The sequence below is a fragment of the Acidihalobacter prosperus genome, from assembly GCF_000754095.2.
In the GTDB taxonomy this organism is placed as follows: Bacteria; Pseudomonadota; Gammaproteobacteria; order DSM-5130; family Acidihalobacteraceae; genus Acidihalobacter; species Acidihalobacter prosperus.
Genome location: NZ_JQSG02000001.1, coordinates 349,881 through 367,214, shown reverse-complemented (window position 1 = coordinate 367,214; position 17,334 = coordinate 349,881). Strand labels below are relative to the sequence as shown.

The window sequence follows — 17,334 nt, the reverse complement described above, 5'->3', positions numbered from 1 at the left end:
CGCTCGATCCATCCCTGACAGATTCAAATATGGGTTTGCGAACCGGCGGCGGCACTTGCCGCTTCCGGCGCATCGTCGGCAGCACGTAGGCGCAGCTGATGAAGCGCGATCTGGCGCTCCGCCACTTCGCGCACGCCTCGCCGGCGCATCAGCGCACCCAGACTCACGCCACCCAGAAATTCGCGGATCTGCTCGCTGAGATCGCTCCACAGATCGTGGGTCAGACAGCGCTCGCGGTTCTGGCAGTCGCTTTCGCCACCGCAGCGGGTTGCGTCGATGACCTCGTCAACGGCGCTAATGACCTGCCCTACCGCAATAGCGTCCGGATCGCGCGCCAGATTGTAGCCGCCGCCGGGGCCGCGCGTACTGACCACCAGCTCCGATTTCCGCAGTCTCGAAAACAACTGTTCGAGGTACGATAATGAAATGCCTTGCCGGGCGGACACATCCGCCAGCGTCACCGGGCCCGCGTCGTTGTGCAGCGCGAGATCCAGCATCGCGGTCACGGCATAGCGGCCTTTCGTAGTCAGTTTCATCGCCAATCCCCAGACAACCGTGGCCCTAGCCTAGCAATAACATAGCGAAATAGTCAACTATTTACCCCGTTCCGACGATGGCTCGCTGTCGGTCGCCTCGATGGGCTCCGTCATGGAGCTGTCGAGCTCGCAATTGACGATCGGCGGCAGCTGCCCCGCTTCCACTTCCCCGCCCAGTTCGCGCACCGACTTGCAAAGCTGCGCCAATCGCTCATCGACGAGATGCGTGTGGTCAAGCAAACAGTCGATCGCATGCGCCACCGGATCGGGAGCATCGCGCGTGACACCGTAGGCGTCGAATCCCAGGCGATTGGCCAGCGCCTGCCGGCGCTCGGCATCCGCTCCCGTTCGCTGGCGCACGATGTGCGCGGGAATACCGACCGCCGTTGCATTGTCGGGAACGTCCTTGAGTACCACGGCGTTCGAGCCGACACGGCTTCCATCGCCGAGGCGCAACGGCCCCAGTATCTTGGCGCCGGCGCCGATCACGACGTTGTTGCCGAGCGTGGGATGCCGCTTGCCAGGCCTCCACGAGGTACCGCCGAGGGTCACGCCGTGATAAAGCGTGCAGTCGTCGCCGATCTCCGCCGTCTCGCCGATCACCACGCCCATGCCGTGATCGATGAAGAAACGCCGGCCGATTCTCGCGCCTGGATGAATCTCGATACCCGTCCACCAGCGCCCGAAGGCCGACATGACACGCGCGGGCCAGCGCACACCGCGTACCCACAGCCAGTGGCTGGCACGGTGGATGAGCACGGCATGCAGCCCGGGATAGGTCGTCAGCACTTCGAAGGTCGTACGCGCCGCCGGGTCGCGCTCGAAGACGCACCGGATATCCTCACGCAGACGTTCGAACATAAGTGTTTTCCTCGCGGCAGCCCGCAGCTGTCAGTCCTCAATCCCGGCCGGATGCCAGGCGCGCCTGGCGCTGGGCGGCGGTCAGGATACCACGCAGCAGATTCACCTCTGTCTGCAACAGCCGGGTACGATTGAACAAACGCTTGAGTCGGCGCATCAGTTGGCGCGGATTCTCCGGATCGAGGAAGTCTATCTCGACCAGCGCCTGCTCCAGATGGGCGTAGAAACGGTCGACGTCGATCTGCTCTGCGTACGATTCATCAACAGCCTCGCCCGCTATTTCGGTAATCCTCGAAACGCCTGTTTCGTGATCTGCCGCCAGTGCCAGTTCGTAGCACAGGATCTGAACGGCGGAAGCCAGATTGAGCGAGCTGTAGTCCGGGCTGGCCGGGATGTGCACGCGATAATGGCAGCGCTCGAGCTCGGCATTGGTCAACCCGCTGCGTTCGCGGCCGAACAGGATGGCCACCTCGCCGCCCGTCTCCGCGCCGATCCGCGTCGCGGCCTCGCGCGGCGGGATGGTTGGCCACTCCAGATTGCGCGCGCGCGCGCTGGTGCCGAGCACAAGTGTGACGCCGGCCAGCGCCGCATCCAGGTTCTGGCATACGGCTGCGCGTGCCAGCACGTCGTCCGCCCCGGATGCGCGGGCCGTCGCCTCGGCATGAGGGTAGAGTTCCGGCGCTACCAGATACAGGCGCGACAGCCCCATGGTTTTCATCGCCCTGGCCGCCGCACCGATATTGCCGGGGTGAGAAGGCTCGACGAGCACGATACGGATTGCGTCGAGCGCCATCATGCCGCACGATCCCCACAGTCGAACATGGCATCAATCCAGACCCGAGTCTGGTATTCTTTCGCCCCCGTTTTGATTCGATCACCCATCATGCATCCTTTTCTCAATACCGCCGTCAAGGCCGCCCGCGCCGCGGGCACCGTTTTGCTTCGCAACAGCGAGCGTATCGACACGCTGACCATCGAGAGCAAGCAGCGCAACGATTTCGTCAGCGAGGTCGACCGCCAGGCCGAGGAAGTCATTATACGGACCCTGCGCAAGGCCTACCCCGATCACGGCATCCTCGCCGAGGAAAGTGGACATAGCGGCGGCAACGAATACGAATGGGTCATCGACCCACTCGACGGCACGACCAACTACCTGCACGGCTTTCCGCAGTATGCCGTCTCCATCGCGCTGCGCTATCGCGAACGCCTGGAACAGGCTGTGGTCTACGACCCTTTCAAGGACGAAATGTTCACGGCCACGCGCGGCGCCGGCGCGGCGCTGAACAACCGCCGCATCCGGGTCAGCGCGCGCGCCAGCCTAGACGGCGCCCTGCTCGGCACCGGCATCCCGTTCCGCGAACACCAGGAAGTAGACGGCTACATGAAGACCCTGCGCGGCTTCATCGGCCAGCCGGCGGGCATTCGCCGCGCGGGTTCCGCCGCCCTCGATCTGGCCTATGTCGCTGCCGGGCGCCTGGACGGATACTGGGAGTCGGGCCTGATGCCCTGGGATCTGGCCGCCGGCGCGCTGCTGGTGATGGAGGCCGGCGGACTGGTGAGCGATTTCGCGGGCGGGGACGGTTATGTGAACAGCGGCGACATCGTCGCGGCCAGCCCCAAGGTGCTGCGCCACATGCTCGGCAATATCCATCAGGGACTCAAGGGCTGAAGCCACCCGGCGCGGGCCGCATGCGCGGCCCGCGCCTGCCGCATCAGGTCAGGGGCGGTCGTCGACCTCGCCCTTCTTCACCGGCATGAGATCGGCCTTGCTGATACCGAGCAGCAGGGCCAGCGAGCTGGCGATGTACACCGACGAGTAAGTGCCGAATACCACACCGACCAGCAGCGCAACCGAGAAATTATGAATCACGCTGCCGCCCAGGAAGAACAGCGACAGCAGCACCAGCACGACCGTCAACGAAGTCATCACGGTGCGCGACAAGGTCTGGTTGACCGCCGTGTTGACCACTTCCACCGGCGTTCCCTTGCGCATGCGCCGGAAATTCTCGCGGATGCGGTCGTAGACCACGATGGTATCGTTGAGCGAATAGCCGAGCAGCGCCAAGAGTGCCGCCAGCACCGTCAGGTTGAATTCATATTGAGTGACCGCGAACACGCCCAGGGTGACGATGATGTCGTGCATCGAGGCGATGACCGCGCCGATGGCCAGCCGATATTCGAAACGAAAGGCGACGTAGATCAGGATCGCGATCATGGTGTAGAGCAGCGCGAGACTGCCATCCTGCCGCAGCTCCTTGCCGACCACGGGCCCGACGAACTCGACCTTGCGCAGCACCACCTGGCCGTCGCCGGCTTGCTGCAATACCGACACCACCTCGTCGCCGATCTTGGAGCGATTTTCGTGTGGATGGGGTGCGACCCGGATCATCACATCCTGCGCGGTACCGATATTGGTTGCCTGGGCGTCCTTGAAGCCATGCGCGTGCAGGGTTGCACGAACCTTGCTCAACACCACGGGCTTGTCGTAATGCACCTCCACGACCGTGCCGCCGGTGAAGTCGATGCCGAAATTCAACCCACGCGTGGCCAGTGCAACGATGGAGAGGATCACCAGGGTCACGGACATCGCCATCCACCAATGGCGTTTGCCCATGAAGTTGATGTTGGTCTGTTTGAACTGGAACATGCTGTGTCGCGCTCTCAGATGGCCAGGCTCTTGACGCGCCGACGACCGTAAACAAGGTTGATCACCGCCCGCGTGCCCATGATGGCGGTAAACATGGAGGTCACGATGCCGATCGAGAGCGTCACCGCGAAGCCTTTGACCGGACCCGTGCCGAAGGCGAACAGCATCAACGCGGCGATCAACGTGGTGATGTTCGAGTCGGCGATGGTCCCGAAGGCACGCTCGTAGCCGGCATGGATACTCGCCTGCGGCGTATTGCCGTTACGCAGTTCCTCGCGTATGCGCTCGAATATCAGCACGTTGGCATCCACGGCCATGCCTACGGTCAGGGTGATGCCAGCGATGCCGGGCAGGGTCAGCGTCGCCTGGATCATCGACATCACGGCCACGATGAGCACCACGTTGGCGATCAGCGCGAGATTGGCGACCAGACCGAACACGCGGTAGTAAACCGCCATGAACAATACCACCAACAGGAAGCCGAACACCGCGGAATTGAAGCCTTGCTGGATGTTTTCCTTGCCCAGGCTCGGCCCCACGGTACGCTCCTCGATGATGGTCATCGGCGCCGCCAGCGAACCCGCGCGCAGCAACAGCGCGAGATTGCGTGCCTGCTGCGGGCTGTCGAGGCCCGTGATCTGGAAGCGCTTGCCGAGCTGTTCCTGGATGCGGGCGACGTTGATGACCTCCTCGGTCTTCTTGTGGCTCACCATTTTCTTGCCGTCGACCATCTGCGTCACCGGCTTGCTTTCGATGTAGACCACCGCCATCAAGCGACCGACGTTGTTGCGCGTGGCCTCGCTCATCAGGTGAGCGCCCTCGGCATTGAGGGTGATGAACACGGCCGGAGAATTGCTCTGCTGGGCGAAGCCGGATGCGGCATTGACCACGTAGTCACCGGTCAGGATGACATGACGTTGCAGCAGGATCGGCGTGCCGCTGCGCTCGTGGAACAGGCGCGCGTTGGGTGGCACATTGCCGGTACGCTCGGCGTTGGCGGCGTTGCCGTCGCGCGAGACCAGACGGAACTCCAGGCCGGCGGTGGCGCCGAGAATGTCCTTGGCGCGAGCCGTGTCCTGCACGCCCGGCAATTCGACCACGATACGGTCCTTGCCCTGCTGCTGGATCACCGGCTCGGACACGCCAAGCTCGTTGACGCGATTGCGCAGCGTGGTGATGTTCTGCTCCATCGCGTAGCGCTGGGTCTGCGCCAGCGCCGCCTGGCTCATGTGCGCGGCCAACGCGGGCACGCCGTCGCGCTGCACCGGCGAGAAGGTCAGGTCGGTGTATTCGCCGCCGAGGGCCGACTCGGCCCTGTCGCGCTGGGTCGCGTCCGGAAAGCGGATATACAGCGCTTCCTTGTCGCGGCTGACCTCGGTGTAGCGGATCTGTTTGCCCATCAGGAAGCGCCGGATGCCGGATTCGTCGCGGTCGAGCACCTGCTCCACCGCCGCGCCCATGTCGATCTGCAGCAGAAAATGCACGCCGCCTCGCAAATCCAGGCCGAGGTACATGGGTTCAGCACCCAGGTCGCGCAGCCACTTCGGCGTGGCCGGGGCCAGATTCACCGCCACGATATAACGGTTGCCCAGCGCCGCCTTCAGCGGATCGATCGCCTTGAGCTGCTGCTCGGTATCGTAGAAACGCACGAGGAAGGTGGCGCCCTCATGCTCGATGCGTTTGTAGCGGATACCGCTCTTGTCGAGCGTGGTCTTGATCTCGCCCGCCAACGCCCCGCTTACCGGTGTGTCGCGATGCGAAATCTGGATGGCGGGGTCTTCCCCGTAGAGGTTGGGCAGCGCGTACAGCAGCCCGACCGCGATGACCGCGACGATCAGCAGATATTTCCAGAGCGAATAACGATTCATCCGGCAGCTAGTCCTGGTGTCGGCTCAGAGTCCCTTGATGGTGCCCTTGGGCAGTACGGAGGTCACCGCCTGCTTCTGCAGCTTGACCTCGACACCCTCTGACACCTCGACCTGCACGAAGTTGTCGCCGACCGCGGTGACCTTGCCGACGATGCCGCCATTGGTGACCACCTCGTCGCCCTTGGACAAGGCCTCCAGCAAGCGCTTGTGCTCCTTGGCCCGCTTGCTCTGCGGGCGGATGATCATGAAATACATGACCGCGAACATGATGGCGATCAGGATCATGAAATCGAGGCCGCCGCCGGGCTGTGCCGCCGCTGCCGTGCCGCCTTCAGCGGCCAACGCATTGGGAATGAAAAAGCTCATCGCACGCTCCTTGGGAATAGGGCTTTGTGAGGTCGCGAGGGTGCCCGTTACCCTCGCAAAGGCGGCGTATTATGGCACAGCGCCGCCGGGTTTTGCGCGCAGCGCCCGGAACTCGTCCACATAGGCGGCCAGCCGCCCCTGTGCGATGGCCTCGCGCAGCTCGCGCATCAGCGTCTGGTAGTAATGCAGGTTGTGGATCGTATTGAGGCGCGCGCCGAGGATCTCGCCGCACTTGTCGAGATGACGCAGGTAGGCCCGCGAGTAATTCCGACAGGTGTAGCATTCGCAGCCCTCCTCCAACGGACGCGTGTCGTCGGCATAGCGGGCGTTGCGGATACGCATGACGCCGCTGCGCGTATACAGAAAGCCGTTGCGTGCGTTGCGCGTCGGTATCACGCAGTCGAACATGTCCACCCCGCGCAGCACCGATTCGACGATATCCTCCGGCGTGCCCACGCCCATCAGATAGCGGGGCCGGTCCGCGGGCAGTGCAGGCAGGGTGAATTCCAGGGTGCGCAGGCGCTCGTCCGCCGGCTCGCCCACCGCCAGCCCGCCGATCGCATAGCCGTCGAAGCCGATGGCCCGCAGGCCCGCCGCCGATTCGAGACGCAGCGCCTCGTACATGCCGCCCTGCACGATGCCGAACAGCGCCGAGGAGCTATCGCCATGTGCCTCGCGGGAACGTGCTGCCCAGCGTAGCGACAGCCGCATCGACGCCGCGGCCTCGTCCTCGGTCGCGGGATACGGCGTGCATTCATCGAACACCATGACGATATCCGAGCCCAGCGCGCGCTGCACGGCCATCGAACGCTCCGGGGTGAGCATCACCTTGTCCCCGTTCACCGGCGAACGAAAGCTGACGCCCTCCTCGCTCAGCTTGCGCAGTTTGGCCAGGCTGAACACCTGAAAACCGCCGGAGTCGGTCAGGATCGGCCGTTCCCAGTGCATGAAACCGTGCAGGTCGCCGTGGCGCGCGATGATCTCGGTGCCGGGCCGCAGCATCAAATGAAAGGTATTGCCGAGCACGATCTCGGCGCCCAGGCTTTCCAGTTCCTCGGGCGTCATGCCCTTGACCGTGCCGTAGGTGCCTACGGGCATGAAGGCCGGGGTCTCCACCGTGCCGCGCTCGAAGGTCAGGCGTCCGCGTCGAGCGGCACCGTCCCGGGTCAGAAGATCGAATTTCATGATGCCCTGGTCAGGAACATGGCGTCCCCGTAGCTGAAGAAACGGTAGGATTCGGCCACCGCGTGGCGGTAAGCCGCCATCACCGGTTTGTAGCCCGCGAAGGCGCAGACCAGCATCAGCAGCGTCGATTCCGGCAGATGGAAATTGGTCAGCAGTGCGTCCACGACCTTGAACTCGTAGCCGGGCGTGATGAAGAGCCGCGTGTCGCCGGCGAAGGGCTTGAGCTCGCCGGATGCCGCTGCGCTTTCCAGGCTGCGCACGCAGGTCGTGCCCACCGCCACCACACGGCCGCCGCGTGCCCGGCAGGCCGCCACTGCAGCGCAGACGACCTCGTCAACCTCGGCGTATTCGGCATGCATATGGTGCTGGCTCGGGTCTGCCACGCGCACCGGCTGGAACGTGCCGGCGCCGACATGCAGGGTCACCCGCGCCGTCTCCACGCCGCGTGCGCGTATTCGCGCCAATAACGCCTCGTCGAAATGTAGACCCGCCGTGGGCGCGGCCACCGCGCCGGCACGGTTGGCGAAGATCGTCTGATAGCGCTCCCGGTCCTCATCCGTATCGCCGCGCTGGATGTACGGCGGCAACGGCACGTGTCCGTGGCGTTCGAGCTGGGCGAGCACACCCTCGTCGCCCGTGAATTCGAGCACGAAGAGTTCACCTTCGCGGCCCAATACCTCGACCGAGACACCGCCCTCCAGTTCCAGGAGACTACCGGCCGGCGGGCTCTTGCTGGCGCGGATGTGCGCCAGCGCGCGGTGATCGCCGGTGAGGCGCTCGATCAGCACCTCGACCCGCCCTCCCGTGGCCTTGCGCCCATAAAGACGTGCCGGAATCACCCGCGTGTCGTTGAAAACCAGCAGGTCGCCTGGCGACAGCAGATCGGGCAGATCGACGATTCGGCGATCCATCGGCCCGTCCGCATGCACGGCGTCGAGCACCAGCATGCGGCTGGCGCTACGCGGCTCAAGCGGCGCCTGCGCGATCAGGCGTTCCGGCAAGTCATAGTGGAAGTCACGGGTCTGCATGGCGCGCGATGGTATCACGCCTCGTCACGCCGATTTGCCTGTCCATGCAATTCGGGTACACTGCCCGGCTCGTGCCGGGATGGCGGAACTGGTAGACGCGCCAGACTCAAAATCTGGTTCCCGCAAGGGAGTGCGAGTTCGATTCTCGCTCCCGGCACCACAGACTAAAAGTCAATGACTTACGCAACCCGCTGTTCTGGCGGACTTCGGCACCCTACTGGCGGTGATCACCAGTCCTCTAGATACGGTCCAGCCGTTGCCGGTAACACTGTTCGTACTCTACTGGTGACAGCTATTCATTAGAACCGTGACGACGTCGGGTCTTATTAGGACATCTCGATGTAATCGAAGATGTTGGCTCGGGCATCGTTGCGGATGTAATAGATGTTCCGCTTGATCCGTTCGCGTTTGAGTCACTGGAAGAAACTCTCGGTGACGGTCTTGTCGTGACTGTGGTTGGGCGTAATGTTGTGCACGCTGCCGGCCTTGTGTCGTGGCCTGCGGTACCCCACCTGCACCCGTATCCCAGCACCCCGCATCAGGCGATGCACGCGGTTGGGACCGCACGACTCGCCCGTCTCGCGCAGATCGCTGTGGATATTGCGATACCCGTAGGCAGCTCCCGATTCCAGCCAGAACTGCTTGATCGGTCCGCACAGGCGTTCGTCTTCGCGACTGCGTGCGGACCGCGGTGCACGCTGCCAGGCGTAGAACCCGCTGGGGTGGACTTCAAGGCAAGCACAAAGCTGTCCGGCCATCGCTGGGAATGCTCGGCAATGAAGGCGTACCTCACCCGGACTGCTTGGCGAAGTACGCCGCGGCTTTTTTAGGATGTCGCGCTCCTTGGTGACCCGCTTGAGCTCTTTCTCCAGGCGACGGATCTCGGCTTGATCGTCGGCCTTGGCCTGATGCTCTGGAGCTTGCGGGCCGTACTTCCTCAGCCAGGCATACAGGCTGTGGGTCGTCACGCAGAACCGCCGACCACCTCGGCCACGCTGTGGCTGCGATCCGTGACCTGACGGACCGCTTCAAGTTTGAACTCTTCGGGATAACGCTTGCTGCTCATGAGCATCTCTCTGATAGCCATTGTCGATGGCTGAAAGGCGTCTAGCAAACCCGTGGCGATTCAGTACGTTCGAAATCAGGGCGACAGATGGCATCGAGACTATCAGCCTGCATGGGATGTCATTCCGGGATCACACATCCAGATGGCGGGTCGTACCGCGTTTAGACGACAACCACGGTCACTTGTAGCAAAACACACAAGATCCGACCCGATGGGACTATCGCGACAGTTTTGACACCCGGCCCAATCGCCAGCGTGTACGCATTAAGCCATGGCGGCGAGCCTGCGCGTGTGCATCCACACTATGGCTCGATTCCTGCTTTTCATCCAAATGGAATCCACGACCAGGAAGCGAGCCGATGTCAGACACCCTATTCAACGAATTTTCCGAAGGTATCCGCAACGGCGAGATCGTCCCCTATCTCGGCCCAGGCGTGCTGCGCGGCGTGACTGATCAGATCAGCGGCGAGCCGGTACCGGCAACCAGCGACGAGTTGATCATGGCCCTCAATCGCGGCCAGCCCATGGCGCCGCGACTAATGTACGAGTTTCCGCGTGCGGCCATGCACGTCGAACTCAAGCGCGGGCGCAGTGCGGTCAATCGTTTCCTCACCGAGACCTACGGCGAGCGGCAGTGGACGCGTTCGCCGCTGCACCGAATGTTGGCCGATCTGCAGGCGCCTTACGTGATCGATATCAACCGCGACACGCAGCTGCAGGACCGCTACGCGGACCGTGCCCACCTGCTGATCCTGGGCACGGCGCGAATCGGCGGTACCGATTACCGCTACAAGCTGTATCACTACGGCGGTCATGCCTACAGCGAAATTGCGGCGGAAACCGCCGACCCGACGCTGCCCGTATTGTTCAAACCGATGGGATCTCCACTGCCTGAACCCAGCTACATCGCCTCCGATGCCGACTATGTCGACTACATCACCGAGTTGATGGGTGGGTTTGCGATACCGGGCTTTCTGAAAGCCCGCCGACGCGGCCTGCGCTATCTGCTTGTCGGCATGCGGCTGACGCGCGACACCGAGCGCATGGTGCTCAGCGATCTGATGCATGGACATGACGAAGGCACGGCCGGGTGGGCACTGATTCCGGAGCCGACGACCAAGGAAGTGCGATTCTGCACACGCCAGGATATCGAGATCATCGAAGCCGATGCCGACGACCTGCTCGCCGCACTTGCGGCCCACACCGCAAGCGAAGCCTGAAGCAGGCCACGATGCTGCTGCCCCGGCCCTCAAGCGGAGACCGGGGCAGCCGAACTTATGGCTGATGCAGGCGCCTCACCGCACGAGCTGCGCGGCAGAGGTTCAATCCTCGGCGCCGAAGCAGCGCGCGTAATCCACGCAGACCTCGCAAGACGGCGAGCGGCAGACGTATACGCCCTCGGCCTGGCAGAGCTGCCTGTAGAGAAAACGCTTCCACTTCATGTCGCGGTCGTTCCGCTGCGCGAGCGCGGGGAAATTTCCGTTCATCAATCGGCTTAAGTCCTCGCGCGACCAAAGCCCAAGATCCTGCCACAGGTGGTCGCCGCCCATGCAGGCGGCGGCCACGATGATCGCCAGCCAGCCTTCGCTGGCGCAGCGTCCCGCGCGGCCGGCTAGCAACAGGGCCACCAAGTCGTCGCGTTCGACGACGCGGGCCTCATCCGCCAACTCGTCCGCACCAAGGGGCACAGGCGTCGTCAGCGGCACGGCCGACGGGAAATGTGTGCTCAGCATCGCTTGCCATTCACTTGGTTCCAGCCCAAGATTCGGCGGCAATGCGCTACCGCCAGACTCTCGGGAGCTGAGTATTTTCGCCAGCAGTGCGTCATTGGCCTGCCCGCTGGCATGCGACATCCAATAGGCGTAACGGGATTCGCGCGTCGGCCCCGGACGGCGCGTCTCTCGACCCGCCTCGCCGCCGGTCGCCCTCATGCCGGCTGCGCGGTCGATGCCGCGTCTTGTGCACGATGACGCCAGGCCCGCCAGGCAGTGGCTGCGGCCGCGGTCTTCCTTGCATCACCCAGACGGCGTGTGTCCACGCCACAATGCGCAAGCTGCACGCCAAGAGCCGCATGCGGCTCGCGCACCAGCACGAGATCGCAGTCGACCAGGCGGACGGCCAGCGCAGCGGGCGGGCAGCCGTCCAATGGGATGATGATGCGCCCGATCAGCTCCGGTTCGTGCCGGCCACAGTCGTAGAGCGCGAAGCTCGCGCCTTCATCCACCGCAACGACCGCGCAGCCGTCGATACGATCGCTCGGCGCCGCATCGCATAAACGCCAAGCGGGTTCTCCCGAATTCGCATGCATGACTACCCCCTTTCGCGCTTCAGCAACGTTGTTGACGTTTTCCCGCCGTGAGCAACGCGCCGTGACGCGCCCAGACCCGCGGCGGGATCCGCTCGAAGCCAAGCCGGACCCGGGCCGTAGCCACCCGGCGGCTGGAGGCGCGATGCGCCAGCCAGCCACGGGCGGCGCTCCGCCACCACTCGCGCCAGACCCGGTTTCCCGGGGCGGGCGCCGCTTCCAACTGCAATCTCGATTCGAAGTCCATGCGCTTTCTCCCGGCGCGCCTCAGCGCGCCCTGATTTCGGCCTGGGCAGCAGCCACCATCGCCGGCGGGATGCCGGTGAGCGAACCGGGCGGGTTCATCGCCTCGCCGGCGGCATTCGTGATCGCCCCTTCGATGGGACAGATGCTCGCGCACTGCGGGACGTCGTAGCTGCCCTCGCACTCGGTGCACTTGCGATCGTTGATCACGAAATGCTTGGGTGCCTGCAGGATCGCGTCGCTGGGGCATACCGGTTGGCAGGCCCAGCAGTTGACGCAGGATGAAACGATCCTCAATGACATCGTCCGTTCCTCCTCTTCAGGCCACGACCAGGCATTCGTCGGCGGCAGTCATCAGCGCACCGGCCTCCCACATCTCGCGGTAAACCGCGGCGACGGCGTCCTCGATCCGCTCCATCGCATGCTCGCCGTTGGGCTTGATCCCGGCTGCTTCGAGCATGTCCCAGGGCTCGTAACCGATCTTCGAGCAGAGCACGGCCTCGCAGCCCGACAGCGTGGCGATGGTCCGCGACAGCACACTCTCGCCGTCGCCGCAGGTGTCGCCACCCTCGCAGTAGTTGTCGGTCTTGCGATGGCTGATGAAGCGCACGCCGGCCGGCGAGGCCTCGTAGATCAGGAACTCGTGCGCGTGGCCGAAGTGCTGATTGATCACGCCGCCGCCCTGGCTGGCGATCGCCATCAGCACCGGACGCGCATCGGGGTCGATGTCCGCCGGCGCCGCCGGCTTGGCCTGGGCATGCTGGTTGAGCTCGGCCTCGATCGAACGATGCACCTCGGCACGTCGTACCATGGCGGCTTCGTAGTCGATCTCCATGGCTTCGATCTTGTCCAGGGTGAACTCCTCGCCGCGATCCTCGCCGAGCAGGCCGACCGCGTCGGCGCGGCACTGACGGCAGTGGCGCATCATGTTCATGTCGCCGGCACAGGCGTCCTGCAGGTTCTGCAGTTCCTCGGGCTCCGGACCGCGCTGCCCCATCAGACCGAAGAAGGTGCCGTGCTCGGCCTCGCTGATCAGCGGCATGACGTTATGCAGGAAGGCGCCCTTGGACTTGACGATGCGGCTGACCTCCTTGAGGTGCTCGTCGTTCACGCCCGGGATCATCACCGAGTTGACCTTCACCAGGATGCCGCGCTCGGTGAGCATCTGCAGACCCTTCTGCTGCTGCTCGATCAGGATCGCCGCAGCCTCGCGGCCCTTGATGCGCTTGTTTTCCCAGAAGATCCAGGGATAAATCTTGGCGCCCACGTCTGGGTCCACGGCATTGATCGTGATGGTCACGTGGTCGATGTTGTGCTTGGCCAGCTCATCCACGCTCTCGGGCAACGCCAGGCCGTTGGTGGAAACGCACAGCTTGATGTCCGGGGCCTGTTCGCTGAGCATGCGGAAGGTCGCGAAGGTGCGCTCGGGGTTGGCCAGCGGATCGCCGGGGCCGGCGATGCCGAGCACCGTCATCTGCGGAATGTTGGCGGCCACCGCCAGGGTCTTCTTGACCGCCTGGTCCGGGGTCAGCAGTTCGGACACCACGCCCGGGCGCGACTCGTTGCTGCAGTCGTACTTGCGGTTGCAGTAGTGGCACTGGATGTTGCACGCCGGCGCCACGGCCACGTGCATGCGCGCGAAGTAGTGATGCGCCTGCTCGGAATAACAGGGGTGGTTGTAGACCTTGTCGCGGATTTCGTCGGGCAGGTGCGCGAGCTGGTCGTCGGTGCTGCCGCACCCGCTGGAGGAGCAGCCCGACTGCTGGGGCTGTGCACCGGCCGAATCAAGCACTGTCAGTTCCATCCGTATGACCTCGCGATTGGGTGGGTTCGTAATCTTCACGTGGCAATCTCCGTGCCCATCGGGATAAAAATTACAACAGTTTGTTTTTATTGATTTTTTATTGAGACCCACGGCACCCGAACAAAATCCGAGATGTCGATAACCGGACATCGACTGTGGCATGTGCGATATGCGACGCCGGCATCGGGATGCACGTGCGACCGCCGGGTGGACGCCGCGCGGCGTCCACCCGGAAAAGGGACGATGGGGCATTCAGATCTGGCGGACGCGGATCTTGAGGGTCTGGATGCGGTAGGCGATCTGCCGCGGTGTCATGCCGAGCAGCCGAGCGGCCTTGGCCTGCACCCAGCCGGCCTGCTCCAGCGCGGCGACCACGCGCTCACGCTCGCTGAGATCGGGATCGTTGAGACTGGCGGGCTGCGTCACCTGCGGCTCGTCCGCCGCGGCGCGCGGCGGCAGGCCTGAAGGCGTGACGACATCGCTGTCGATGTTGCCGTCCTCGCTCATCACGGCGGCGCGTTCGAGGCAGTTTTCCAGCTCGCGCACGTTGCCCGGCCAGTCGTGACTGGCGAGGGCACGCATCGCGCCGGCCGTCAGCGACAGCGCCCGCCCCTGCCGGTCTGCGATCTTGTCGAGCAGGAACTGCGCCAGCTCCGGCAGGTCGCCGACGCGCTCGCGCAGCGGCGGCAGATAAATGGGCATGACGTTTAGCCGATAGTAGAGATCCTCGCGGAATTCGCCCCTGACCACGGCGTCCTCGAGGTTGCGGTTGGTGGCCGCGATCACGCGCACGTCCACGCGCAGCGTGCGCGTGCCGCCCAGGCGCTCGAATTCGCCCTCCTGCAGCACGCGCAGCAGCTTGGCCTGGAAGGCCGGGGTGATTTCGCCGATCTCGTCCAGGAAGATGGTGCCGCCGGCGGCCTGCTCGAAGCGCCCGCGCCGGCTGGCCACCGCCCCGGTGAAGGCGCCCTTCTCGTGACCGAACAGCTCGGATTCGAGCAGATTGTCTGGCAGGGCCGCGCAGTTGAGCTTGATGAACGGCGCGCTCGCGCGCGGCGAGTTGTAGTGCACGGCGTTGGCGACAAGCTCCTTGCCGGTGCCGGACTCGCCGCGCACCAGCACGGTGGTGTTCCACTTGGAAACCTGGCGCACCTGCTCGAATACGCGGCGCATCGCCGGCGCATGGCCGACCAGGGTGTCGAAACCGTATTCGCCGCGCAGCTGGCGGCGCAGCGAATCGCGCTCCTCCTGCAGGGCGCGACGGCCGCGTTCGACCTCCAGCGAACGCGCCACGCTGCTACCGACGAGATCGGCGATCATGGCCAGAAACTGACGCTGCGACGACAGCGCCCGCGCGGACGATGGCTGTGCCGCGAGCACGCCCGACACGTTGCCGCCGATGTCGATCGGCACCGCCAGGAACGGTCGTTCGCGATCGTACACGCCCATGCGGTCGAGAAACCGCGGCTCGTCGCCGAGACGCGCGACCTCGACGGGCTCGCGGTGCGCCAGCACCCAGCCGATCACGCCCTCGCCGCTGCGGTAGCGCACCGCTTCGCGGTCGGCGCATTCCGCGTGCAGGGCATACACGGACAGCGCCGTGCCGTCCGGCTCGCGCAGCGCCACCATGCCATGCCGCAGATCGGCCTGTTCGTGGAGAATGCCGAGCAGGGATTTGAGCGTCGGCTGCAGGGACTCGGCCCGGCTGAGCACGAGCCCCACCTGATAAAGCGTGCGCAGCTGGCTCTGCAGCAGCAGCTCGGTCGCATCCGTCATGGCGGCAACCGAGCTCATGCCTCTCCCGCGGCCCGTCGCTGGGTCCGTGTCGACAACGGAAACACGACATGGAAGCTCGCGCCAGGGCTATGTTCGGCGTCGAGCCAGATCAGGGCATCGTGCGCGTTGATGACGTTCTGCACGATCGCGAGTCCCATCCCCGCGCGGCCCTGTTCGGCACGGGTGGTATAGAAAGGTTCGAAGATCTTGAGCTGATACTCGCGGGCGATGCCCTGCCCGCTGTCCTCGATCGCGATTTCGATCTCGCCGTTGCCCAGCTGGCTGCGCACCGTCAGCATGCGTGCGCTGGCAGGCACCTCGTCGAGCGCATCCAGCGCGTTCTCGATCAGCTGCCGAAACAGATCCTGCAAGGCCACGGGATCGCCCCAGTAAGGCGGCAGCGTGCGCTCCGGACGCCAGTCCACCATCACGCCTGCCGCCAGCATGCGCGGCGTGGCGATGGCCAGCACGTCACGCAGCATTTCGTTGAGATTGACCATCGAACGCCGCGGGCGGCGCGCGGGCGGCAGCGCGCCTGAAAGCCGCAGCTTGGCGGCCTCGCCGGCCTCACGCGCCAGCGACAGGGCCTCCAGGATGCCCGCGTCGCCCGGCTGCTCACGGCATTCGATCAACGCCTGCACGGCGCCGATCCGCCCGACCAGGCTGTCGAGCTGAAACACGGCGCCGTCCACGGTTTCGCGCACGCCTTCGGTCAACTCGTGTTCCGTGAGTTGGGCGCGCAGAGCGCTGATGCGCAACTCCTCGCGACGCCGTCGCTGCACGCTGACGTCGCTGAGCGCGAGCAGCAGGTAACCCTTGGCTTCGGGCTCGAAGAAGGCATCCGGACGGCTTTCGACACCGTCGACACGCGTGGTCGAACAGCTCAGCCAACGGGCCGGACGCTCGCCGGCGCCGCCGACGCCGACCTCGCGGTCCTTGAATTGCGCCAGTCCGCCCGCCTGCTCCCAGGCAGCGAGACTCAACCCCAACGCACCGAATGCGTGTTCCGCCGGATCGCAGCCCAGCTCGCCGCGCAGGCGCAGGTAGGCGGCATTTTCGCGAATGCGCGCCCCGTCCGGCCCGATCAACACGATCGCCACCGGCGCCAGGGTGAATACCGACTCGACCAGCGCCATATGGTCGCGCAGCTCGCGTTCCAGGCGATGGACCTCGGTGATGTCGCGGTGCATGCCGATGAAGTGCGTCGCCTGCCCCTCGGCGTCGGCCACCGGCGCGATGGTGACCTCGGCAAGATAGGGCTCGCCGTCGCGTCCGCGGTTGAGCAACGTCCCGGTCCAGGGACGCCGCTCGGTGAGATGTCGCCAGAGGTCTTCGTACAACGCGCGCGGCGTGACCTTGTGCGAGAGCACCGACTCGTTGCGGCCGATGATCTCGGCGCGCGGGTAGCCTGTGACCCGGGTAAACGCCGCGTTGGCGTAAAGAATATTTGCGCGGCTGTCCGTGATCGAGATGGCGACCGGCGCCTGCTCGACCGCCGCCATGAACAGACTCGGCAACAGGGAGGTCACCGCCCGATCGGGCGACGTGGCCGTGTCCAGCGCCGGCGCGTCGCCGCCCGCGCGTGCTTCGTCTATCCGTGACGCCTGTCGTCCACCGCTATCCTTGATCATGCCATCTCCTCTCGGCTC

General features: G+C 64.8%; 17 protein-coding genes, 1 tRNA gene and 1 pseudogene. 3 read left to right on the top strand and 16 right to left on the bottom strand.

What is annotated here, in order from left to right; genetic code table 11:
• Positions 1-23: 23 nt before the first annotated feature.
• From THPRO_RS01800 to THPRO_RS01790, 3 genes are read right to left on the bottom strand one after another with little or no spacing between them, the layout of a single operon-like run.
• Positions 24-536 carry an Rrf2 family transcriptional regulator gene (locus THPRO_RS01800; protein ID WP_038093443.1) on the bottom strand — a complete coding sequence of 171 codons (513 nt, stop codon included), beginning with the start codon at positions 534-536 and terminating at the stop codon, positions 24-26.
• 57 nt (positions 537-593) lie between these two features.
• Positions 594-1,397 (bottom strand): serine O-acetyltransferase, encoded by an 804-nt coding sequence (gene cysE / locus THPRO_RS01795; RefSeq protein ID WP_065089120.1) that lies wholly within the window; start codon positions 1,395-1,397, stop codon positions 594-596.
• A gap of 37 nt (positions 1,398-1,434) precedes the next feature.
• The gene (locus THPRO_RS01790) at positions 1,435-2,193 is read right to left on the bottom strand and encodes an RNA methyltransferase (protein WP_038093441.1); all 759 of its coding nucleotides are present in this window, start codon (positions 2,191-2,193) and stop codon (positions 1,435-1,437) included.
• A gap of 87 nt (positions 2,194-2,280) precedes the next feature.
• Here THPRO_RS01790 and THPRO_RS01785 point away from each other — a divergent pair, with 87 nt between their 5' ends.
• Positions 2,281-3,066: an inositol monophosphatase family protein gene (locus THPRO_RS01785; protein ID WP_038093438.1), complete on the top strand. Its 786-nt coding sequence runs from the start codon at positions 2,281-2,283 to the stop codon at positions 3,064-3,066.
• Positions 3,067-3,114: 48 nt separating this feature from the next.
• Here the strand turns inward: THPRO_RS01785 and secF are convergent, their stop codons facing one another.
• The 5 genes from secF to queA all read right to left on the bottom strand — a co-directional run bounded on the left by secF (position 3,115) and on the right by queA (position 8,491).
• On the bottom strand, positions 3,115-4,044 hold the full coding sequence (gene secF / locus THPRO_RS01780; protein WP_038093435.1) for a protein translocase subunit SecF: 930 nt from the start codon (positions 4,042-4,044) through the stop codon (positions 3,115-3,117).
• Between the two features lie 14 nt (positions 4,045-4,058).
• Positions 4,059-5,912, bottom strand: a complete 1,854-nt coding sequence (secD, locus tag THPRO_RS01775; protein WP_038093432.1) for a protein translocase subunit SecD — start codon at positions 5,910-5,912, stop codon at positions 4,059-4,061.
• Positions 5,913-5,936: 24 nt separating this feature from the next.
• On the bottom strand, positions 5,937-6,278 hold the full coding sequence (yajC, locus tag THPRO_RS01770; RefSeq protein WP_038093430.1) for a preprotein translocase subunit YajC: 342 nt from the start codon (positions 6,276-6,278) through the stop codon (positions 5,937-5,939).
• Positions 6,279-6,347: 69 nt separating this feature from the next.
• Positions 6,348-7,463 carry a tRNA guanosine(34) transglycosylase Tgt gene (gene tgt, locus THPRO_RS01765; RefSeq protein WP_038093428.1) on the bottom strand — a complete coding sequence of 372 codons (1,116 nt, stop codon included), beginning with the start codon at positions 7,461-7,463 and terminating at the stop codon, positions 6,348-6,350.
• Positions 7,460-8,491 carry a tRNA preQ1(34) S-adenosylmethionine ribosyltransferase-isomerase QueA gene (gene queA, locus THPRO_RS01760; RefSeq protein ID WP_065089119.1) on the bottom strand — a complete coding sequence of 344 codons (1,032 nt, stop codon included), beginning with the start codon at positions 8,489-8,491 and terminating at the stop codon, positions 7,460-7,462. Before queA ends, tgt begins: the two co-directional genes overlap by 4 nt.
• A gap of 73 nt (positions 8,492-8,564) precedes the next feature.
• Here queA and THPRO_RS01755 point away from each other — a divergent pair.
• A tRNA-Leu gene (locus THPRO_RS01755) sits at positions 8,565-8,651 on the top strand.
• A 132-nt stretch (positions 8,652-8,783) separates the two neighbouring features.
• On the opposite strand, the pseudogene THPRO_RS16150 reads toward THPRO_RS01755, so the two are convergent.
• Positions 8,784-9,557 (bottom strand): annotated as a pseudogene (locus THPRO_RS16150) (IS3 family transposase).
• A 359-nt stretch (positions 9,558-9,916) separates the two neighbouring features.
• On the opposite strand from THPRO_RS16150, the gene THPRO_RS01740 reads away from it, so the two are divergent.
• Positions 9,917-10,777, top strand: coding sequence for an SIR2 family protein (locus tag THPRO_RS01740; protein ID WP_038093423.1), 861 nt, complete (start codon positions 9,917-9,919; stop codon positions 10,775-10,777).
• 102 nt (positions 10,778-10,879) lie between these two features.
• On the opposite strand, the gene THPRO_RS01735 is transcribed toward THPRO_RS01740, so the two are convergent.
• The 7 genes from THPRO_RS01735 to nifL all read right to left on the bottom strand — a co-directional run bounded on the left by THPRO_RS01735 (position 10,880) and on the right by nifL (position 17,316).
• A complete protein-coding gene (locus THPRO_RS01735; RefSeq protein ID WP_082954363.1) occupies positions 10,880-11,488 on the bottom strand; it encodes a nitrogen fixation protein NifQ in 609 nt (202 codons plus the stop codon).
• Entirely contained in the window at positions 11,485-11,865 is a 381-nt protein-coding gene (locus THPRO_RS16550; RefSeq protein ID WP_038093420.1) for a hypothetical protein, read from the bottom strand. The genes THPRO_RS01735 and THPRO_RS16550 overlap by 4 nt, the downstream gene beginning before the upstream one ends.
• A 19-nt stretch (positions 11,866-11,884) precedes the next feature.
• A complete protein-coding gene (locus THPRO_RS16545; protein ID WP_145930659.1) occupies positions 11,885-12,109 on the bottom strand; it encodes a hypothetical protein in 225 nt (74 codons plus the stop codon).
• Positions 12,110-12,129: 20 nt separating this feature from the next.
• Positions 12,130-12,408, bottom strand: a complete 279-nt coding sequence (locus tag THPRO_RS01725; RefSeq protein WP_038093418.1) for a 4Fe-4S dicluster domain-containing protein — start codon at positions 12,406-12,408, stop codon at positions 12,130-12,132.
• Positions 12,409-12,424: 16 nt separating this feature from the next.
• Positions 12,425-13,909, bottom strand: coding sequence for a nitrogenase cofactor biosynthesis protein NifB (gene nifB, locus THPRO_RS01720; protein WP_038093415.1), 1,485 nt, complete (start codon positions 13,907-13,909; stop codon positions 12,425-12,427).
• A gap of 252 nt (positions 13,910-14,161) precedes the next feature.
• The gene (gene nifA / locus THPRO_RS01715) at positions 14,162-15,703 is read right to left on the bottom strand and encodes a nif-specific transcriptional activator NifA (RefSeq protein ID WP_052064685.1); all 1,542 of its coding nucleotides are present in this window, start codon (positions 15,701-15,703) and stop codon (positions 14,162-14,164) included.
• Positions 15,700-17,316 carry a nitrogen fixation negative regulator NifL gene (gene nifL, locus THPRO_RS01710; RefSeq protein WP_052064684.1) on the bottom strand — a complete coding sequence of 539 codons (1,617 nt, stop codon included), beginning with the start codon at positions 17,314-17,316 and terminating at the stop codon, positions 15,700-15,702. The genes nifA and nifL overlap by 4 nt, the downstream gene beginning before the upstream one ends.
• Positions 17,317-17,334 lie beyond the last annotated feature (18 nt).

Excerpts from the sequence above, each read along its gene's own strand:
- THPRO_RS01800 (WP_038093443.1), bottom strand. The coding sequence starts at position 536 with ATGAAACTGACTACGAAAGGCCGCTATGCCGTGACCGCGATGCTGGAT.
- THPRO_RS01790 (WP_038093441.1), bottom strand. The coding sequence starts at position 2,193 with ATGATGGCGCTCGACGCAATCCGTATCGTGCTCGTCGAGCCTTCTCAC.
- secD (WP_038093432.1), bottom strand. The coding sequence starts at position 5,912 with ATGAATCGTTATTCGCTCTGGAAATATCTGCTGATCGTCGCGGTCATC.
- queA (WP_065089119.1), bottom strand. The coding sequence starts at position 8,491 with ATGCAGACCCGTGACTTCCACTATGACTTGCCGGAACGCCTGATCGCG.
- THPRO_RS01725 (WP_038093418.1), bottom strand. The coding sequence starts at position 12,408 with ATGTCATTGAGGATCGTTTCATCCTGCGTCAACTGCTGGGCCTGCCAA.
- THPRO_RS16550 (WP_038093420.1), bottom strand. The coding sequence starts at position 11,865 with ATGCATGCGAATTCGGGAGAACCCGCTTGGCGTTTATGCGATGCGGCG.
- THPRO_RS16545 (WP_145930659.1), bottom strand. The coding sequence starts at position 12,109 with ATGGACTTCGAATCGAGATTGCAGTTGGAAGCGGCGCCCGCCCCGGGA.
- yajC (WP_038093430.1), bottom strand. The coding sequence starts at position 6,278 with ATGAGCTTTTTCATTCCCAATGCGTTGGCCGCTGAAGGCGGCACGGCA.
- cysE (WP_065089120.1), bottom strand. The coding sequence starts at position 1,397 with ATGTTCGAACGTCTGCGTGAGGATATCCGGTGCGTCTTCGAGCGCGAC.
- THPRO_RS01785 (WP_038093438.1), top strand. The coding sequence starts at position 2,281 with ATGCATCCTTTTCTCAATACCGCCGTCAAGGCCGCCCGCGCCGCGGGC.
- nifB (WP_038093415.1), bottom strand. The coding sequence starts at position 13,909 with ATGGAACTGACAGTGCTTGATTCGGCCGGTGCACAGCCCCAGCAGTCG.
- THPRO_RS01740 (WP_038093423.1), top strand. The coding sequence starts at position 9,917 with ATGTCAGACACCCTATTCAACGAATTTTCCGAAGGTATCCGCAACGGC.
- secF (WP_038093435.1), bottom strand. The coding sequence starts at position 4,044 with ATGTTCCAGTTCAAACAGACCAACATCAACTTCATGGGCAAACGCCAT.
- tgt (WP_038093428.1), bottom strand. The coding sequence starts at position 7,463 with ATGAAATTCGATCTTCTGACCCGGGACGGTGCCGCTCGACGCGGACGC.
- nifA (WP_052064685.1), bottom strand. The coding sequence starts at position 15,703 with ATGAGCTCGGTTGCCGCCATGACGGATGCGACCGAGCTGCTGCTGCAG.
- THPRO_RS01735 (WP_082954363.1), bottom strand. The coding sequence starts at position 11,488 with ATGAGGGCGACCGGCGGCGAGGCGGGTCGAGAGACGCGCCGTCCGGGG.
- nifL (WP_052064684.1), bottom strand. The coding sequence starts at position 17,316 with ATGATCAAGGATAGCGGTGGACGACAGGCGTCACGGATAGACGAAGCA.